Origin of the sequence: Streptantibioticus rubrisoli (assembly GCF_024436055.1) — a bacterium.
In the GTDB taxonomy this organism is placed as follows: Bacteria; Actinomycetota; Actinomycetes; order Streptomycetales; family Streptomycetaceae; genus Streptantibioticus_A; species Streptantibioticus_A rubrisoli.
Genome location: NZ_JANFNH010000002.1, coordinates 276115 through 289712, shown reverse-complemented (window position 1 = coordinate 289712; position 13598 = coordinate 276115). Strand labels below are relative to the sequence as shown.

Below are 13598 nucleotides of genomic sequence, written 5' to 3'. Positions count from 1 at the left end.
ACGGCCACCCAGCCGACACATCACGCTCAGCACACCGGGGTTGTCCGTGGAATACCTCTCCGCACGACGCCGCCATCCGCTGGCGGCGCTCGTCGCCCTGCTCATCGCGCTCGCGGCCACCGGCGGGCTGTACGCCGCGTTGGCACCGACGCAGCGGGCACAGGCCAACCCCGCCCAGTCGCTCGCGATCGACCAGGGCAAACGGCTGTACGACGTCGGCTGCGCCTCCTGCCACGGCCCCTCAGGGCAGGGCAGCCACAACGGGCCGAGCCTGGTCGGCGTGGGCGCCGCCGCGGTGGACTTCCAGATGGGCACCGGCCGGATGCCCGCCCAGCAGCCCGGCGCCCAGGTGCCGAAGAAGCGGCCCGTCTACCCGCAGCCGCAGATCGACCAGATCGCCGCCTACGTGGCCTCGCTCGGCCCCGGCCCCGCCATCCCGAACCCCTCGCAGTACACGCCCGGCGACATGGCCAACGGCGGCCAGTTGTTCCGTACCAACTGCGCGCAGTGCCACAACTTCGCGGGCTCGGGCGGCGCCCTGAGCGAGGGCAAGTTCGCACCCGAACTGCGCGGCGTGAGCCCCAAGCACATCTACGAGGCCATGCTGACCGGGCCGCAGAACATGCCGTCCTTCCCGGACACCACGATGCCCGAGCCGCAGAAGCGCGACATCATCGCCTACGTCACAAGCGCCACGGACCCCGCCACCTTCCCCAGCTACGGCGGCCTGAGCCTGGGATGGCTGGGTCCCGTTCCCGAGGGGCTCTTCGGCTGGATCTTCGGACTGGGCGTGCTGATCGCCGCCTCCATCTGGATCGCCGCCCGGACCGCAAAGGCCAGGAAGAAATGACCCATCAGGACCGCAACGCAGCCGACCACCTGCCGGAGTCCGGCAAGCCCGGCAAGGCCGTCGACCCCTTCGCGGACCCGGGCCTGCCCGCGCACGAACCCCGCCGTCAGGACATCGACGAACTGGCCGCGAGGCACTCCGAACGTGTCGTCACGATGTTCTTCCTCCTCGCCGTGGTCGCCGCGTTCGCCTTCATCGCGTGCTACGTGCTGATCCCCAAGTCGAAGGTGGTCTTCATCTTCCCCTGGGGGCACGTCATGGCGCAGAACTTCGGGCTGGGCGGAACGCTGGGCATCGCACTGCTGTGCATCGGCGTCGCCGCGATCCACTGGGCCCGCACCCTGATGTCCGACGTGGAACTGCCCGCCGAGCGGCATCCGATCGAGGCCCCGCCCGCCGTCCGCCAGCAGGTGTTCGACGACTTCCGGCAGGGCGCGTACGAGAGCGGCATCGGCCGCCGCAAGATGCTGCGCAACGCCATGCTGGGCGCGCTGACCATCGTCCCGCTCTCGGCGATCGTGCTGTTCCGGGACCTCGGGCCGCTGCCGGAGAGGAAGCTGGAGAGCACCGCGTGGGCCAACGGCAAGCGCCTGATCAACATGAACAACGACCAGCCGCTGCGGCCCGAGGACATCGCCGTGGGGTCCCTCACGTTCGCCAAGCCCGAAGGGGTACAGGAGAGCGACGCGAACTTCCAGGAGGTGATGGCCAAAGCGGCACTGATGATCGTGCGGATCATGCCGAACAACATCAAGGACAAGCAGTCGGCGGACTGGGGCCATCAGGGCATCCTGGCGTACTCCAAGATCTGCACCCACGTCGGCTGCCCGATCAGCCTGTACGAACAGCAGACGCACCATGTGCTCTGCCCCTGCCACCAGTCGACGTTCGACCTGGCGGACGGCGGGCGGGTCATCTTCGGCCCGGCCGGGCACCCGCTGCCGCAACTGCGGATCGCCGTGAACGGCCAGGGCTATCTGTCGGCTCTCGGTGACTTCGACAAGCCCGTCGGCCCCGGATACTGGGAGCGCAGCGCATGAGCACCACCCCTTCGACGAGCCGCCCCCAACGGCCCAAGGCAGGCGAGCGGTTGGCGGACTGGGCGGACGGCCGGCTCGGCGTCTACACCCTGGCCAAGGCCAACCTGCGCAAGATCTTCCCCGACCACTGGTCGTTCATGCTGGGCGAGATCTGCCTTTACACCTTCATCATCATCGTCCTGACCGGTGTCTATCTGACGCTGTTCTTCACCCCGAGCCTGAACGAGGTCGTCTACCACGGCTCGTACAAGCCGATGACCGGCGTCCGGATGTCGGAGGCGTTCAAGACGACGCTGGACATCACCTTCGACGTGCGCGCGGGTCTGTTGATGCGGCAGATCCACCACTGGTCGGCGATCGTGTTCGTGGCGGCCATGTTCGTGCACATGATGCGCATCCTCTACACCGGCGCGTTCCGCAAGCCCCGGGAAGTGAACTGGCTGTTCGGGTTCCTGCTGCTGTTCCTAGGCCAGTTCGACGGGTTCATGGGCTACTCGCTCCCGGACGACCTGCTGTCCGGCACGGGCATCCGGTTCCTGGAGGGCGCGGTGCTGTCGGTGCCGATCGTCGGCACCTATCTGACGTTGTTCTTCTTCGGCGGGCAGTTCCCCGGCACGGCGTTCATCCCGCGGCTGTTCACCATCCACATCCTGGTGATCCCCGGCATCATGGCCGGGCTGGTGGTGGCCCATCTGATCCTGGTCTTCTACCACAAGCACACCCAGTTCGCGGGTCCCGGCCGCAGCGAGAGGAACGTCGTCGGGATGCCGCTGATGCCGGTCTACATGGCCAAGGCGGGCGGCTTCTTCTTCCTCGTCTTCGGCGCCCTTTCGCTGATCTCCGCGTTCGCCCAGGTCAACCCCATCTGGGCGTACGGGCCCTACCGCCCCGACCAGGTGACCACCGACGCCCAACCCGACTGGTACATGGGCTTCTCCGAGGGTCTGATCCGCATCATGCCCGGGTGGGAGATCCACTTCCTGGGCCACACACTGGAATTGGGGGTCTTCATTCCGCTGGTGGTCTTCATCCTGGTGCTGGTGGCCATCGCGGTCTACCCGTTCATCGAGTCCTGGATCACCGGCGCCAAACGCGAACACCACCTGCTGGACCGCCCCCGCAACGCGCCGGTACGCACCGCGCTGGCCACCGCGTGGCTGGCCCTGTACCTGGTCCTGCTGCTCGGTGGCGGCAACGACCTGTTCGCCACCCACTTCAACCTGTCCATCAACGCCATCACCTGGTTCGTGCGGATCGGCTTTTTCGTGCTGCCGGTGGTCGTCTTCATCGTGGTCAAGCGGTGGTGCCTGGGGTTGCAGCGCCGCGACCGGGACAAGGTGCTGCACGGCCGGGAGACCGGGGTCATCAAGCGGTTGCCGCACGGTGAGTTCATCGAGGTCCATGAGCGGCTGTCGCAGGAGCGGCTGCACGAGCTGACCGCACACGACCAGCTCAAACCGCTGGAACTGCCGCCCGCGGTGGACGAGGCCGGTGTCGAGCGCAAGGTGACGTTCGGCGAGAAGCTGCGCGCCAGGCTCTCCGCGGCGTACTACGGCGAGCACAGCCAGGTGGCCAAGCCCACCACGAAGGAGTTCGAGGAGAGCACCCACCACCACTGACCTGCACGCCGTTCGGCCCCGCCGCGTCCCAGCGGCGGGGCCGAACTCATGCAACAGGTCAGCAGATGCGCGGCAGTTGCTCCCCGATGGGCAGGTCCACCACCCGCGTGCCGCCAAGCCCGGTGCGGGCGACGACCATCGCCGGGTGGGCCTCGACGCACTCGCCGATCACCGCCGCCCCCGCGCCCAGCGGATGCGACCGCATCGCGGCGAGCACCGCGTCGGCGTGCTGCCGGGGAACGAAGGCGACCAGCTTGCCCTCGTTGGCCACGTACAGCGGATCCAGGCCGAGCATCGCGCAGGCGCCGTCCACCTCGGGCGGCACCGGCACGGCGCTCTCCTGGATCTCCACGCCGACCCCGGCGGCGGCCGCGATCTCGTTGAGCGCGGCGGCCAGCCCGCCACGGGTGGGGTCGCGCAGTACGTGCAGGTCCGAGGTGGCCTCCAGCATGGTGGCGACCAGGCCGCCGAGCGGCGCGCAGTCGCTCACGATCTCCACGCCGAACTCCAGCCCTTCGCGGACGCTCATGATCGCCACCCCGTGGACGCCGATCGCCCCGCTGACGATCACCACGTCCCCGGGGACCGCGCGCTGCGGCGCGATGTCAACTCCCTCGGGGATCAGGCCGATTCCGGCGGTGTTGAGGTAGACGCCGTCGCCGTGGCCCGCCTCGACGACCTTGGTGTCGCCGGTGACCACCTCCACGTCCGCCGCCCGGGCCGCGGCGCCCAGCGCGTCCGCCACCTTGGCGACGACCCGCGTCTCCACGCCCTCCTCCAGGATGAACCCGCAGGACAGATAGGCCGCCTTGGCCCCGCTCATCACCAGGTCGTTGACGGTCCCGTTGACCGCCAGGTCGCCGATGCTGCCGCCGGGGAAGAACAGCGGGCGCACCACGAAGGAGTCGGTGGAGAACGCCAGTCGCACCCCGCCGAGGGTCAGCGCCGCCGAGTCGCCCAGCTGGGACAGGATCCGCCCGCCGAAGGCGGGGGCGAACACCTCCCGCACGAGTTCCGCCGACATCACCCCACCGCCGCCGTGGCCCATCACCACCTTGGGCTGGTCACGAAGCGGCGCGGGACACGTCCAGGCGGTCAGGTCCGGTGCTGCTTGGATGGTCTCAGCCAACGGGGCTCGTCTCCTTGTGCGCGGTGGGGCCGCCGAGTCGGCGGTACAGGTAGTAGGCGGCGCACGCGCCCTCGTTGGAGACCATGGTGGCCCCCAGCGGGTTGCGCGGGGTGCACACGGTGCCGAACGCCTCGCACTCATGCGGTTTGATCAGGCCCTGGAGCACCTCGCCGCTGCGGCAGGCGGCCGGTTCCTCGGTGGTGATGGACCCCACGGCGAAGCGGTGTTCCGCGTCGTACTCCCGGTAGCGTTCGGACAGCCGCCAGCCGCTGTCCGGGATGGTGCCGATGCCGCGCCAGGCGCGGTCGGTGACCTCGAAGACGTCCTGAAGCATGGCCTTGGCCGCCGGGTTGCCCTCCGGGCGCACCGCCCGCGGATAGGCGTTGTCCACGGTGTGCTCGCCGCGTTCCAGTTGGCCTACGGTGCGGCGCACGCCCTCCAGGATGTCCAGCGGTTCGAAGCCGGTGACCACGATCGGCACCTTGAACCGCTCGGCCAGCTCGGGGTATTCGGCGGTGCCCATCACACTGCACACGTGTCCCGCGGCCAGGAACGCCTGTACCCGGCAGCTGGGCGACCGCATGATCGCCTCGATGGCGGGTGGTACCCGTACGTGCGAGACCAGCAGGCTGAAGTTGCGGATGCCGAGTTTACGGGCCTGGTACACCGTCATGGCGTTGGGCGGTGCGGTGGTCTCGAAGCCGATGCCGAAGAACACCACCTGCTTGTCCGGGTTCTGCTGGGCGATCCGCAGCGCGTCCAGCGGTGAGTACACCACCCGTACGTCACCGCCCTCGCCCTTGACCTGGAATAGGTCGCGTCCGGTGCCGGGTACCCGCAGCATGTCGCCGAACGAGCAGAAGACGACGTCCGGCCGGGAGGCGATCTCCAGCGCCTTGTCGATGACCTCCAGCGGGGTCACGCACACCGGGCAGCCCGGCCCGTGGATCAACTCGACCTGGTCCGGAAGGAGTTGGTCGATGCCGTGCCGGATGATGCTGTGCGTCTGACCGCCGCAGACCTCCATCATCGCCCACGGCCGGGTCACCGTGGCGTGGATCTCGTCGAGCAGGCGCTGGGCCAGCCGCGGGTCCTGGAACTCCTCGATGTACTTCACCGACCCACCTCCGGTGTCGCGGCGGCCGCTGCCCACGGATCGCCGAACTCCTCTTCCAGCATTCCGAGGTTCTCGAACAGACGCAGGGTCCGCTGGGCGGACTCCTCGTCAAGGCGTTGCAGGGCGAACCCCACATGGACGATGGCGTACTCGCCGACCCGCAGGTCCGGCAGGTATTCGAGGCACACCTCCTTGAGCACACCGCCGAAGTCGACGGTGGCCATCCGGGTGCCGTCCCGGTCCTCGATGTCCAGGACCTTGCCCGGTACCGCCAGGCACATGGCGTTCTCCTCGCTCGTTGGTACGGTCGGTGGTCAGGTGGTACGGGGCGCGGCCACCATCAACTGGCCCAGCGCCAGGCCCCCGTCGTTCGGCGGTACGCGCCGGTGCCGCAGCACGGTGAAGCCGTCCCGGCGCAGCACGCGGCAACAGGCCGAAAGCAGCACGGTGTTGGCGAACACCCCACCGCTGAGGGCCACCGTCTCCAGCTCGTACCGCTCCCGAGCCCGCACGCACAGCCGGTGCACCACATCGGTGACCGCTCGGTGGAAGCGCGCCGCGATCAGCCCGGCGTTGGCCCCCGCCCGCAGGTCCGCCGTGACCGCGGCCAGCACCGGCGCCGGGTCCGCGACCAGCTCGGCCCCCGCGGTCTTGCCGGGGCGCAGCGCGAAGCCGTAGCCGGGCGCCAGGACGTCCCCGGCCAGCGCGGCGCCCTCCAGTTCGATGGCCGCCTGGGCCTCGTACCGGGAGTGGTGGCAGACCCCGGCCAGCGAGGAGACCGCGTCGAACAGCCGCCCCATGCTGGAGGTGGGCACACAGCCGATACCGCGCGCCAACTGGGCGTCCAGCACCCGCAGTTCGTCGGGCGGGCAGGCGGCGACGCACGGCAGGTCGGGCGCCCAGTCGAGCCCCGCGGCCCGCAGATGGGCCAGCGCCATCCGGTACGGGCGGCGCACCGCGGCGTCCCCGCCGGGCAGCGGCACATAGGCGAGCTGGGCGAAGCGGTGGAAGCCGGTGTAGTCGGCGAGCAGCACCTCACCGCCCCACACCGCGCCGTCGTCGCCGTACCCGGTGCCGTCGAAGGCGACCCCGATGACCCGGCGGGTGCCGTCCAGCCCGCCGTCCGCCATGGCCGACGCGATATGCGCGTGATGGTGCTGGACGTGGGCCACCGGTCGGCCGTCGGCGTGCCGCCGGGCCCACTGGGTGGCGCGGTAGCCGGGGTGCCGGTCGGCGGCCAGTTGCCGCGGGGCCACTCCGCTGATCGCCGTCAACTGCCGTACCGCGCGGCTGAAGGCGGTCTGGGTGGCCAGGTCGTCCATGTCGCCGATGTGCGCCGACAGCCAGGCGTGCCGCCCCTCGGCCACGCAGAAGGTGTTCTTCAGGTCCCCGCCGACGGCCAGCGCCGCCCGCACCGGTACCGGCAGCGTCAGCGGCATCGGCGCGTAACCACGGGAGCGGCGTACCGGCAGTTCCTCGCCGTCGCAGACCCGGACGACCGAGTCGTCGCACGGCACATGGATCGGGCGGTTGTGGTACAGCCAGGCGTCGGCGAGGGCGGCCAGCCGCTGCCGGGCCTCGTGGTCGTCGGTGACGATGGGCTCGCCCGCCAGGTTCCCGCTGGTCATCACGAGCAGCCGGGGGCCGTGCGGGTCGCCGGGCAGACCGAGCAGCAGATGGTGCAGCGGGGTGTACGGCAGCATGACGCCCAGGTCTGGGCTGCCCGGCGCCACGGAGTCGGCCAACGGCGGGGCGTCCCAGGGGCGTCCCGCGCCCTGCCGGCGGCGCAGCAGGACGATGGGCCGGACGGTTCCGGTGAGCAACTCCCGTTCCCTCGGCCCCAGATGGGTCAGCCGCTCGACGTCGGCGACGTCCCGGGCCATCAGCGCGAACGGCTTGTCGCCGCGCCCCTTGCGGCGGCGCAGCGTGCTGACCGCCTCCTCGTCGGCGGCGTCGCAGGCCAGGTGGTATCCGCCGAGTCCCTTGACCGCGAGGATCGCACCGGTGGCCAGCAGCCGTCTGGCCCGCTCCAGGGCCCGCGCGCCGTTCACCGGGCGCCTGTCCGGGGGCTCCAGCAGCATCAGCCGGGGGCCGCAGCTGTGGCAGGCGACCGGTTGTGCGTGGAAGCGGCGGTCGGCGGGGTCGGCGTACTCCCGGGCGCAGTCCGGGCACATCGCGAACCGGGCCATGGTGGTGTTGGCGCGGTCGTAGGGCAGGCCGGTGACGATGGTGAAGCGCGGCCCGCAGTGGGTGCAGGTGATGAACGGGTGGCGGTGCCGGCGGTCGCCCGGATCGGCCAGCTCGGCGAGGCAGTCACGGCAGGTGGCGGTGTCCGGTGACACCAGGGTGCGCGCTGGTCCGCCGGTGCTGGACGGCAGGATGGCGAAGCCCGAGGCGGTGGTCGGCGGTACGGCCTCGTGGGCCACCGACTCCACCACGGACAGCGGTGGGGCGTCCGCGGTGAGCCGGTCGCAGAACGCCGACAGCAGTCGTGGGTCGCCCTGGACCTCGGCCAGCACCCCGTCGGAGGTGTTGGTCACGTGCCCGGCCAGGCCCAACTCGTTGGCGAGGGTGTAGACGAAGGGCCGGAACCCCACGCCCTGCACCACTCCCCGCACGATGATCCGGCGGCGCTGTACCGGTGCGGCGCTCGGTGCCGTCTGGTGCCGCGGGGTCACGAGTGGTGGTGGGCGCTGGAGGCGGCCATCACGGGGCGGTGGACCGGCGCGCCGTCCCCGGCGGCCAGCGCCCGGTCGAGCAGGGTGCCGATGCCCTGCCCGGTGCGCGCCGAGGTGAGCAGCACCTCGACACCGGGGTTGACCTGGGCGACATTGGCGCGGAAGGCGCCCTCGTCGAAGTCGACGGCCCGGGCGATGTCGGTCTTGGTCACCACGACGAGGTGGGCGAGGCCGAACGCGGTGGGGTACTTCAGCGGCTTGTCCTCGCCCTCGGTGACGGAAGCGAGCACCACGCGCAGGGATTCGCCCAGGTCGTAGGAGGCCGGGCAGACCAGGTTGCCCACGTTCTCCACGAACAGCAGCCGGGTCGGCTCCGGCAGCCAGCCGTCCAGGTGGCCGCAGAGCATCCGGGCCTCCAGATGGCACAGGCCGTCGGTGAGTACCTGTTTGACCGGCGCCCCGGAGCGGGCCAGCCGTACCGCGTCGTTCTCGGTGGCCAGGTCCGCGGTGAGCGCCGCCACCGGCACGCCGCGCTGCCGGGCCGTGGCCAGTTCAAGCTCCAGCAGTTCGGTCTTGCCGCTGCCCGGGCTGGACAGCAGGTTGACGACCGTGGTGCCGCGCGCCGCCAGTTCGGCGCGCAACCGGTCCGCGTGCTCGTCGTTCCTGGCGAGCACCGCCTGCTGGAGATCAACGACACGGCACATGGCCTCAGCACTCCTCAAGGACGCGTACGGGCTCGGGCTCCTCGGTCCAGCGCACGCTGACGATCCGCAGTTCCCGGCCGGACAGCAACCGCACCGACGACGCCGAGCAGGACGGACACCACAGTTTCGGCGGCATTCCGGTCGGCCACTCGGCGCCGCAGTCCTCGCATCGGGCGCGGCCCGCAACGGTCTCGGCGACCAGCTCGGCGTCCTCCAACGCGGTCTCCGCACGGGCGAGTTCGAAGGAGAAGGCCAGCGCGTCCGGTACCACACCGGAGAGTTCGCCGACCTCCAGCCGCACCTGCTGGACCGAGTGGGCACCGGCGTCGGCAGCGGCGGCGGCCACCTGTTCCACGACTGCCGTGGCGATGGACATCTCGTGCATCGGTCCCTTTCCGCCGCCGTCTCGATCTGGGTCGTCCGGCCTGGCTGCGCCGCCCCTCCGGCGTGCTCCATTACAGGCGGCCGCCCTCGTGCGGCGGCCCCGACGCGCCGCCCGGGCGGCAGGCTGTACGCCGTTCGCCGCAGCCCCCCGGACCGGGCGCTCACCCGGCGCGGACGCGCGGACAGTGTCTGAAGTCCGGCAGGTCGCGGGTCGCGAGCACGGCGAGCACGACCGTCGACGCGGCGCCGAGGGCGGTCTTCTTCACGGCTGGGGGTCGCGCTGCGGGTGGTTGCCGTCCGAGATGGTCGCCGTGCGCTCCTGCTCGTCCCGCACCAGGCGCAGGACCAGGTCCACCGCCTCGTCCACCGCCGCGGCCACCGGTGCGCTCAGCCCCATGCCCTCGGCCACACTGGCCGGTTCGCAGCCGACGACCAGGACGCGCTCGGGCGCACTGCCGCCGATGCTCTGCCGCAACGTCTCCAGCAGCGCCAGCACAGCGTCGGGGGACATGTGGTGACCGTCGAGTTGGGGCTGGCGCGGCACCGCCGCCCCCGGTCGCGTGGCGTCGATCAGATGGACCGTTCCGGGTGGCGCGCCGCGCGGTGCGGCGTCGACCAGCAGCACGGTGCGGTAGCCGTCCAGGAGCTGGTACGCCAGGTGCACCCCGCGCACACCGCTGTCCACCACCTCGACGTGCGGCGGGAGTTGGTGCTCGGCCAGCCGCCGCACCACCTCGACGCCAAAACCGTCGTCGCCGAGGAAGACGTTGCCGACCCCCGCGACCAGTACGCGTTTCACCGGGCCGGTCATGGCTCCCCCAGGGGTTCGACCTCGTCGGGCTGGAAGTACCAGAAGCGCCCCTCCTCGCGGCGCAGGTCCGCGCCGGGGTCGCCGTCCACGGTGACCGCCAGGTGCACCAGGCCGTCCACGTCGTGCAGTACCGCCTCCACCCGTGCGGTGCGGCCGAGCACGAACACGTCCTGGGCGTCGGTGCGGCGCCGCCCGGGGCGCAGCCGTACCCGGCTGCCCGCGCCCACTTCGCGGCCGTCCACCACGATCCGGTCGTGGTCGGGGTCGACAGTGGTATCACCGGCCGGATCCCACCAGGGCGTGTCGGGTTGGGCCGCGGTGCCGGTGCCCTCGCGCAGGGCGCGTACCGGCCCGGCCCGCTCGTCGGTGCCGCGCGCCTCGCGCTGGTGCTGGTCGTTCGGCGCGGCGGCGCGTGGGGTCGCGGTCTCGTCGGTCCCGGTGCCGTCGTGGGGCGTGCCGGGGCTGTCGGGCGCGATGCGCGGATGGTCCTCCAGGACGATCGGCGCGGACAGCAGCACATCGGCGCGTCCGTGCTCCCCGGCCAGTACCGGCCAGGTGTGCTCGTTGTGGCAGGACGCCGCGGCGGTCCTGGCCCACTCGGGCGGATCGGTCATCGACAGGAAGGACCCGCCGCTGAGCCCCAACAGCAGATGGGCCGAGACCAGCGAGCGCGGCAGTGCGTCGGCGTGTTGTGCCGCCGTGCCGTCCGATGGCCAGTCGGTGGTGTTCTCCACCACCGCGGTCAGCCGCGACACGGCGTACGGGCCGTCGAGTTCGGCGGTGGACAGCCGCAGCACCCCGTCCACCCGCTCCCGGTTGCGCACCAGGCGGCCGACGGTCCGGCCCTCGACGGACACCGTCTCGGTCTGCTGCTGCGCGGGCCGGGTGAACGGCAGACTGACACCGTCTCCGGCCAACTCGGCCACCGGAAGGGTCAGTTCCACGCGCTCCTCGACGCCCTCGTCCCAGGGGACGTACACCCGGTCCCCGGCGTCCAGCGAACCCGTGGCCTCGAACTGCCCGTCGGCGGCGAGTCGTTGGACGGTTCCGCGCTGGGCGTGCAGGAAGCGCAGCTCAAGCGAGAGGGTGGCGCCACGGCGCGGCTCGAGAAGGCACTCGGTGCGCTGGTACGTGTGCTCGGCACCCCTCGTCCCGCAGGCCGGGGGCACCAGCGCTCCGAACTGCCAGTGCCGTTGGTCCCGCGCCGGCCAGGCACGGCACGGGGAGAGCGCACAGCCCTCGTACAGCACGGCGTCGGCGACCCGCCGGGCGTGGTCGAAGCGGGGGTCCCGCCCCGCGGTGAGGGTGGGCGCGGTCATGCCGTGACCGCCTCTGTCCGGTGGCGCGGAAGGGGGTGCGTGTTCTCGTGGGGCAGCCGGGTCCAGCCGCAGCCCGGTGGGTGCTGCTCGTTCATCTGCGACGCAGCCATCTGGATGGCCTCCTGGGAGTCAACGGCACCAACACCCGCGAAAGCAGGCATGTAACGCAATTCGACCTCCGCTCCGCCTACCAAACGGGCGGTCGTCCCACGCTCCGAGCGGGACCGGTCCAGGGACGACCGCCGATGGCCCGCGCTGCGGCGGCGCGCAGGTGCGGCGGGGTGTCCTCAGGTGGCTCCTTGCGGACGAAGGCCCGCCGCAGGGCGTGGTAGGGGGACGCCGGATCGAAGAAGTCACGGCGCATCCGGCTCAGCTCCTCCTCCCGGTAGGCGCCCAGCGGCTTGACGTCGTCCTCGCGCTCGCGCACCGCCTTCTTCTCGGCGATGTACCGCTGGGTGCGCGGCATCGAGGCCAGTTGCGCGGCGAGCCGGGCCACCTCGGCGGCGTACTCACCGGGCGCCTTGCGCAGCACACGGTCCACCAGGCCCAGGCGGTGCGCCGCCGCCGCGGTGACCGGCAGCGCCCGCTGGGTCAGCCGCTCGGCCATGGCCTGACCGACCCTGCGGGGCAGGGTGTACGTCCAGTACTCGGAGCCGTACAGGCCCATCAGCCGGTAGTGCGGGTTGAGCACCACGCCGTGCCGGCACCACACCTGGTCGGCCGCCAGCGCCAGCATCGCGCCGCCCGCTCCGGCGTTGCCGCCGAGCGCGGCGACCACCAGGCGGTCGGTGGTGGTCAGCACCGCCTCCACCAGGTCGTCGATCGCGTTGATATTGGCCCACGACTCCTCGGCCGGGTCGTCGGCGGCCTCGATGACGTTCAGGTGGATGCCGTTGCTGAAGAAGTCCCGGGGACCGCCCAGCACCACCACGGAGGTCGGCCGGGAGCAGGCGAAGCGGTAGGCGGCGAGCAGGCGTCGGCACTGGTCCGTGCTCATCGCACCGCCGGGGAAGGAGAACCGCAGGAAGCCGACCGGACCGTCCTCGTGGTACCGCAGGTCGGTCCAGGTCTCACGGTGTTCGGGCAGCCAGACCGGGGCGGGGATGTCGGGCAGGGCGGGCAGCCGGTCGCCCAGCGCGAGGGTGGCGGGCAGTTTGAAGGTCGCGGGGCCGCCCGGCCGCCGCCGCGGGCGCAGTTGCGGGATCCACACCGCGCCGTCCACGGTGGCCCGGCAGATCGCGCCCGCCCGGGTGGCCAGCAACTGGCCTGGGCGGCCGCGCAGGGTGTCCTCCGGGCAGCCGCCGTGCAGGTACCACTCCTCGCCGAGCAGTTCGTCCAGCACACCGGGCTGCGAGTCGGCGGCGCGCAGTCGGCGCAGGACGGCGGTGGTCGGGGTGGTCTGCCAGTCGATGCGGCGCAGGCTCTGGTCGAAGTACGGCCGGACCCGGGCCTCCTCGGCGCGCTGCGCTCGCGGCGTGTAGGTGCCCAAGGCGAAGCGGTGCACGGCCAGCAGCACCGCTTCCAGCGCCGCGTCGCCGATCTCGTTGCGGTACAGGTCGCTCTTGGCCACCGGCGGCATCGGGCAGGGCACCGAGGCCCAGACGTCCCCGGCGTCCATCTCCGCGTCCGCGCGCAGCACCGTCACGCCCCAGGTTTCGGCGCCCTCGTGCACCGCCCAGTCCAGCGACGAGGGGCCGCGGTCGCCGACCGGTCCCGGGTGCACGACCAGGCAGGTGTGCGCCGACCAGATGTCGCGTGGGATCGCGGACTTCAGCAGCGGGGCGATCACCAGGTCCGGGGTGTGCCGCCGCACCGCCTCCCGTAGCGACTCGTCGCCCAGCGCGAGTTCCACCGCGACCGTGTGGCCGCGGTCGCCGAGTTCCCCGAACACCCGCTGCGTCAGGCTGTTGAACGCGCTCGCGATGAGCAGGATGTGCACCGCAACCT

At 71.7% G+C, this 13598-nt stretch carries 12 protein-coding genes; 3 read left to right on the top strand and 9 right to left on the bottom strand.

Annotated elements, in window-relative coordinates; translation table 11 throughout:
• Positions 1 to 46 precede the first annotated feature (46 nt).
• From qcrC to qcrB, 3 genes are read left to right on the top strand one after another with little or no spacing between them, the layout of a single operon-like run.
• Positions 47 to 850 (top strand): cytochrome bc1 complex diheme cytochrome c subunit, encoded by an 804-nt coding sequence (gene qcrC, locus NON19_RS04620; protein ID WP_255925289.1) that lies wholly within the window; start codon positions 47 to 49, stop codon positions 848 to 850.
• Positions 847 to 1890 (top strand): cytochrome bc1 complex Rieske iron-sulfur subunit, encoded by a 1044-nt coding sequence (qcrA, locus tag NON19_RS04615; RefSeq protein ID WP_255925287.1) that lies wholly within the window; start codon positions 847 to 849, stop codon positions 1888 to 1890. Before qcrC ends, qcrA begins: the two co-directional genes overlap by 4 nt.
• The gene (gene qcrB / locus NON19_RS04610) at positions 1887 to 3509 is read left to right on the top strand and encodes a cytochrome bc1 complex cytochrome b subunit (RefSeq protein ID WP_255925286.1); all 1623 of its coding nucleotides are present in this window, start codon (positions 1887 to 1889) and stop codon (positions 3507 to 3509) included. The genes qcrA and qcrB overlap by 4 nt, the downstream gene beginning before the upstream one ends.
• A 58-nt stretch (positions 3510 to 3567) precedes the next feature.
• On the opposite strand, the gene hypE is transcribed toward qcrB, so the two are convergent.
• From hypE to NON19_RS04565, 9 genes are all read right to left on the bottom strand, one after another.
• Positions 3568 to 4638 (bottom strand): hydrogenase expression/formation protein HypE, encoded by a 1071-nt coding sequence (gene hypE / locus NON19_RS04605; RefSeq protein WP_303653307.1) that lies wholly within the window; start codon positions 4636 to 4638, stop codon positions 3568 to 3570.
• Positions 4631 to 5755: a hydrogenase formation protein HypD gene (gene hypD / locus NON19_RS04600; RefSeq protein ID WP_255925285.1), complete on the bottom strand. Its 1125-nt coding sequence runs from the start codon at positions 5753 to 5755 to the stop codon at positions 4631 to 4633. The genes hypE and hypD overlap by 8 nt, the downstream gene beginning before the upstream one ends.
• Positions 5752 to 6036 (bottom strand): HypC/HybG/HupF family hydrogenase formation chaperone, encoded by a 285-nt coding sequence (locus tag NON19_RS04595; RefSeq protein ID WP_255925284.1) that lies wholly within the window; start codon positions 6034 to 6036, stop codon positions 5752 to 5754. The genes hypD and NON19_RS04595 overlap by 4 nt, the downstream gene beginning before the upstream one ends.
• 33 nt (positions 6037 to 6069) lie before the next feature.
• Entirely contained in the window at positions 6070 to 8433 is a 2364-nt protein-coding gene (gene hypF, locus NON19_RS04590) for a carbamoyltransferase HypF (RefSeq protein WP_255925283.1), read from the bottom strand.
• Positions 8430 to 9137 (bottom strand): hydrogenase nickel incorporation protein HypB, encoded by a 708-nt coding sequence (hypB, locus tag NON19_RS04585; protein WP_255925282.1) that lies wholly within the window; start codon positions 9135 to 9137, stop codon positions 8430 to 8432. The genes hypF and hypB overlap by 4 nt, the downstream gene beginning before the upstream one ends.
• A 4-nt stretch (positions 9138 to 9141) precedes the next feature.
• Positions 9142 to 9522 (bottom strand): hydrogenase maturation nickel metallochaperone HypA, encoded by a 381-nt coding sequence (hypA, locus tag NON19_RS04580; protein ID WP_255925281.1) that lies wholly within the window; start codon positions 9520 to 9522, stop codon positions 9142 to 9144.
• Between the two features lie 261 nt (positions 9523 to 9783).
• Positions 9784 to 10332, bottom strand: coding sequence for a hydrogenase maturation protease (locus tag NON19_RS04575; RefSeq protein WP_255925280.1), 549 nt, complete (start codon positions 10330 to 10332; stop codon positions 9784 to 9786).
• A complete protein-coding gene (locus tag NON19_RS04570; RefSeq protein ID WP_255925279.1) occupies positions 10329 to 11651 on the bottom strand; it encodes a hypothetical protein in 1323 nt (440 codons plus the stop codon). Before NON19_RS04570 ends, NON19_RS04575 begins: the two co-directional genes overlap by 4 nt.
• Before the next feature lie 187 nt (positions 11652 to 11838).
• Positions 11839 to 13590: an enoyl-CoA hydratase-related protein gene (locus tag NON19_RS04565; RefSeq protein ID WP_255925278.1), complete on the bottom strand. Its 1752-nt coding sequence runs from the start codon at positions 13588 to 13590 to the stop codon at positions 11839 to 11841.
• Positions 13591 to 13598 lie beyond the last annotated feature (8 nt).

Excerpts from the sequence above, each read along its gene's own strand:
- qcrA (WP_255925287.1), top strand. The coding sequence starts at position 847 with ATGACCCATCAGGACCGCAACGCAGCCGACCACCTGCCGGAGTCCGGC.
- qcrB (WP_255925286.1), top strand. The coding sequence starts at position 1,887 with ATGAGCACCACCCCTTCGACGAGCCGCCCCCAACGGCCCAAGGCAGGC.
- NON19_RS04595 (WP_255925284.1), bottom strand. The coding sequence starts at position 6,036 with ATGTGCCTGGCGGTACCGGGCAAGGTCCTGGACATCGAGGACCGGGAC.
- hypB (WP_255925282.1), bottom strand. The coding sequence starts at position 9,137 with ATGTGCCGTGTCGTTGATCTCCAGCAGGCGGTGCTCGCCAGGAACGAC.
- hypA (WP_255925281.1), bottom strand. The coding sequence starts at position 9,522 with ATGCACGAGATGTCCATCGCCACGGCAGTCGTGGAACAGGTGGCCGCC.
- NON19_RS04575 (WP_255925280.1), bottom strand. The coding sequence starts at position 10,332 with ATGACCGGCCCGGTGAAACGCGTACTGGTCGCGGGGGTCGGCAACGTC.
- NON19_RS04570 (WP_255925279.1), bottom strand. The coding sequence starts at position 11,651 with ATGACCGCGCCCACCCTCACCGCGGGGCGGGACCCCCGCTTCGACCAC.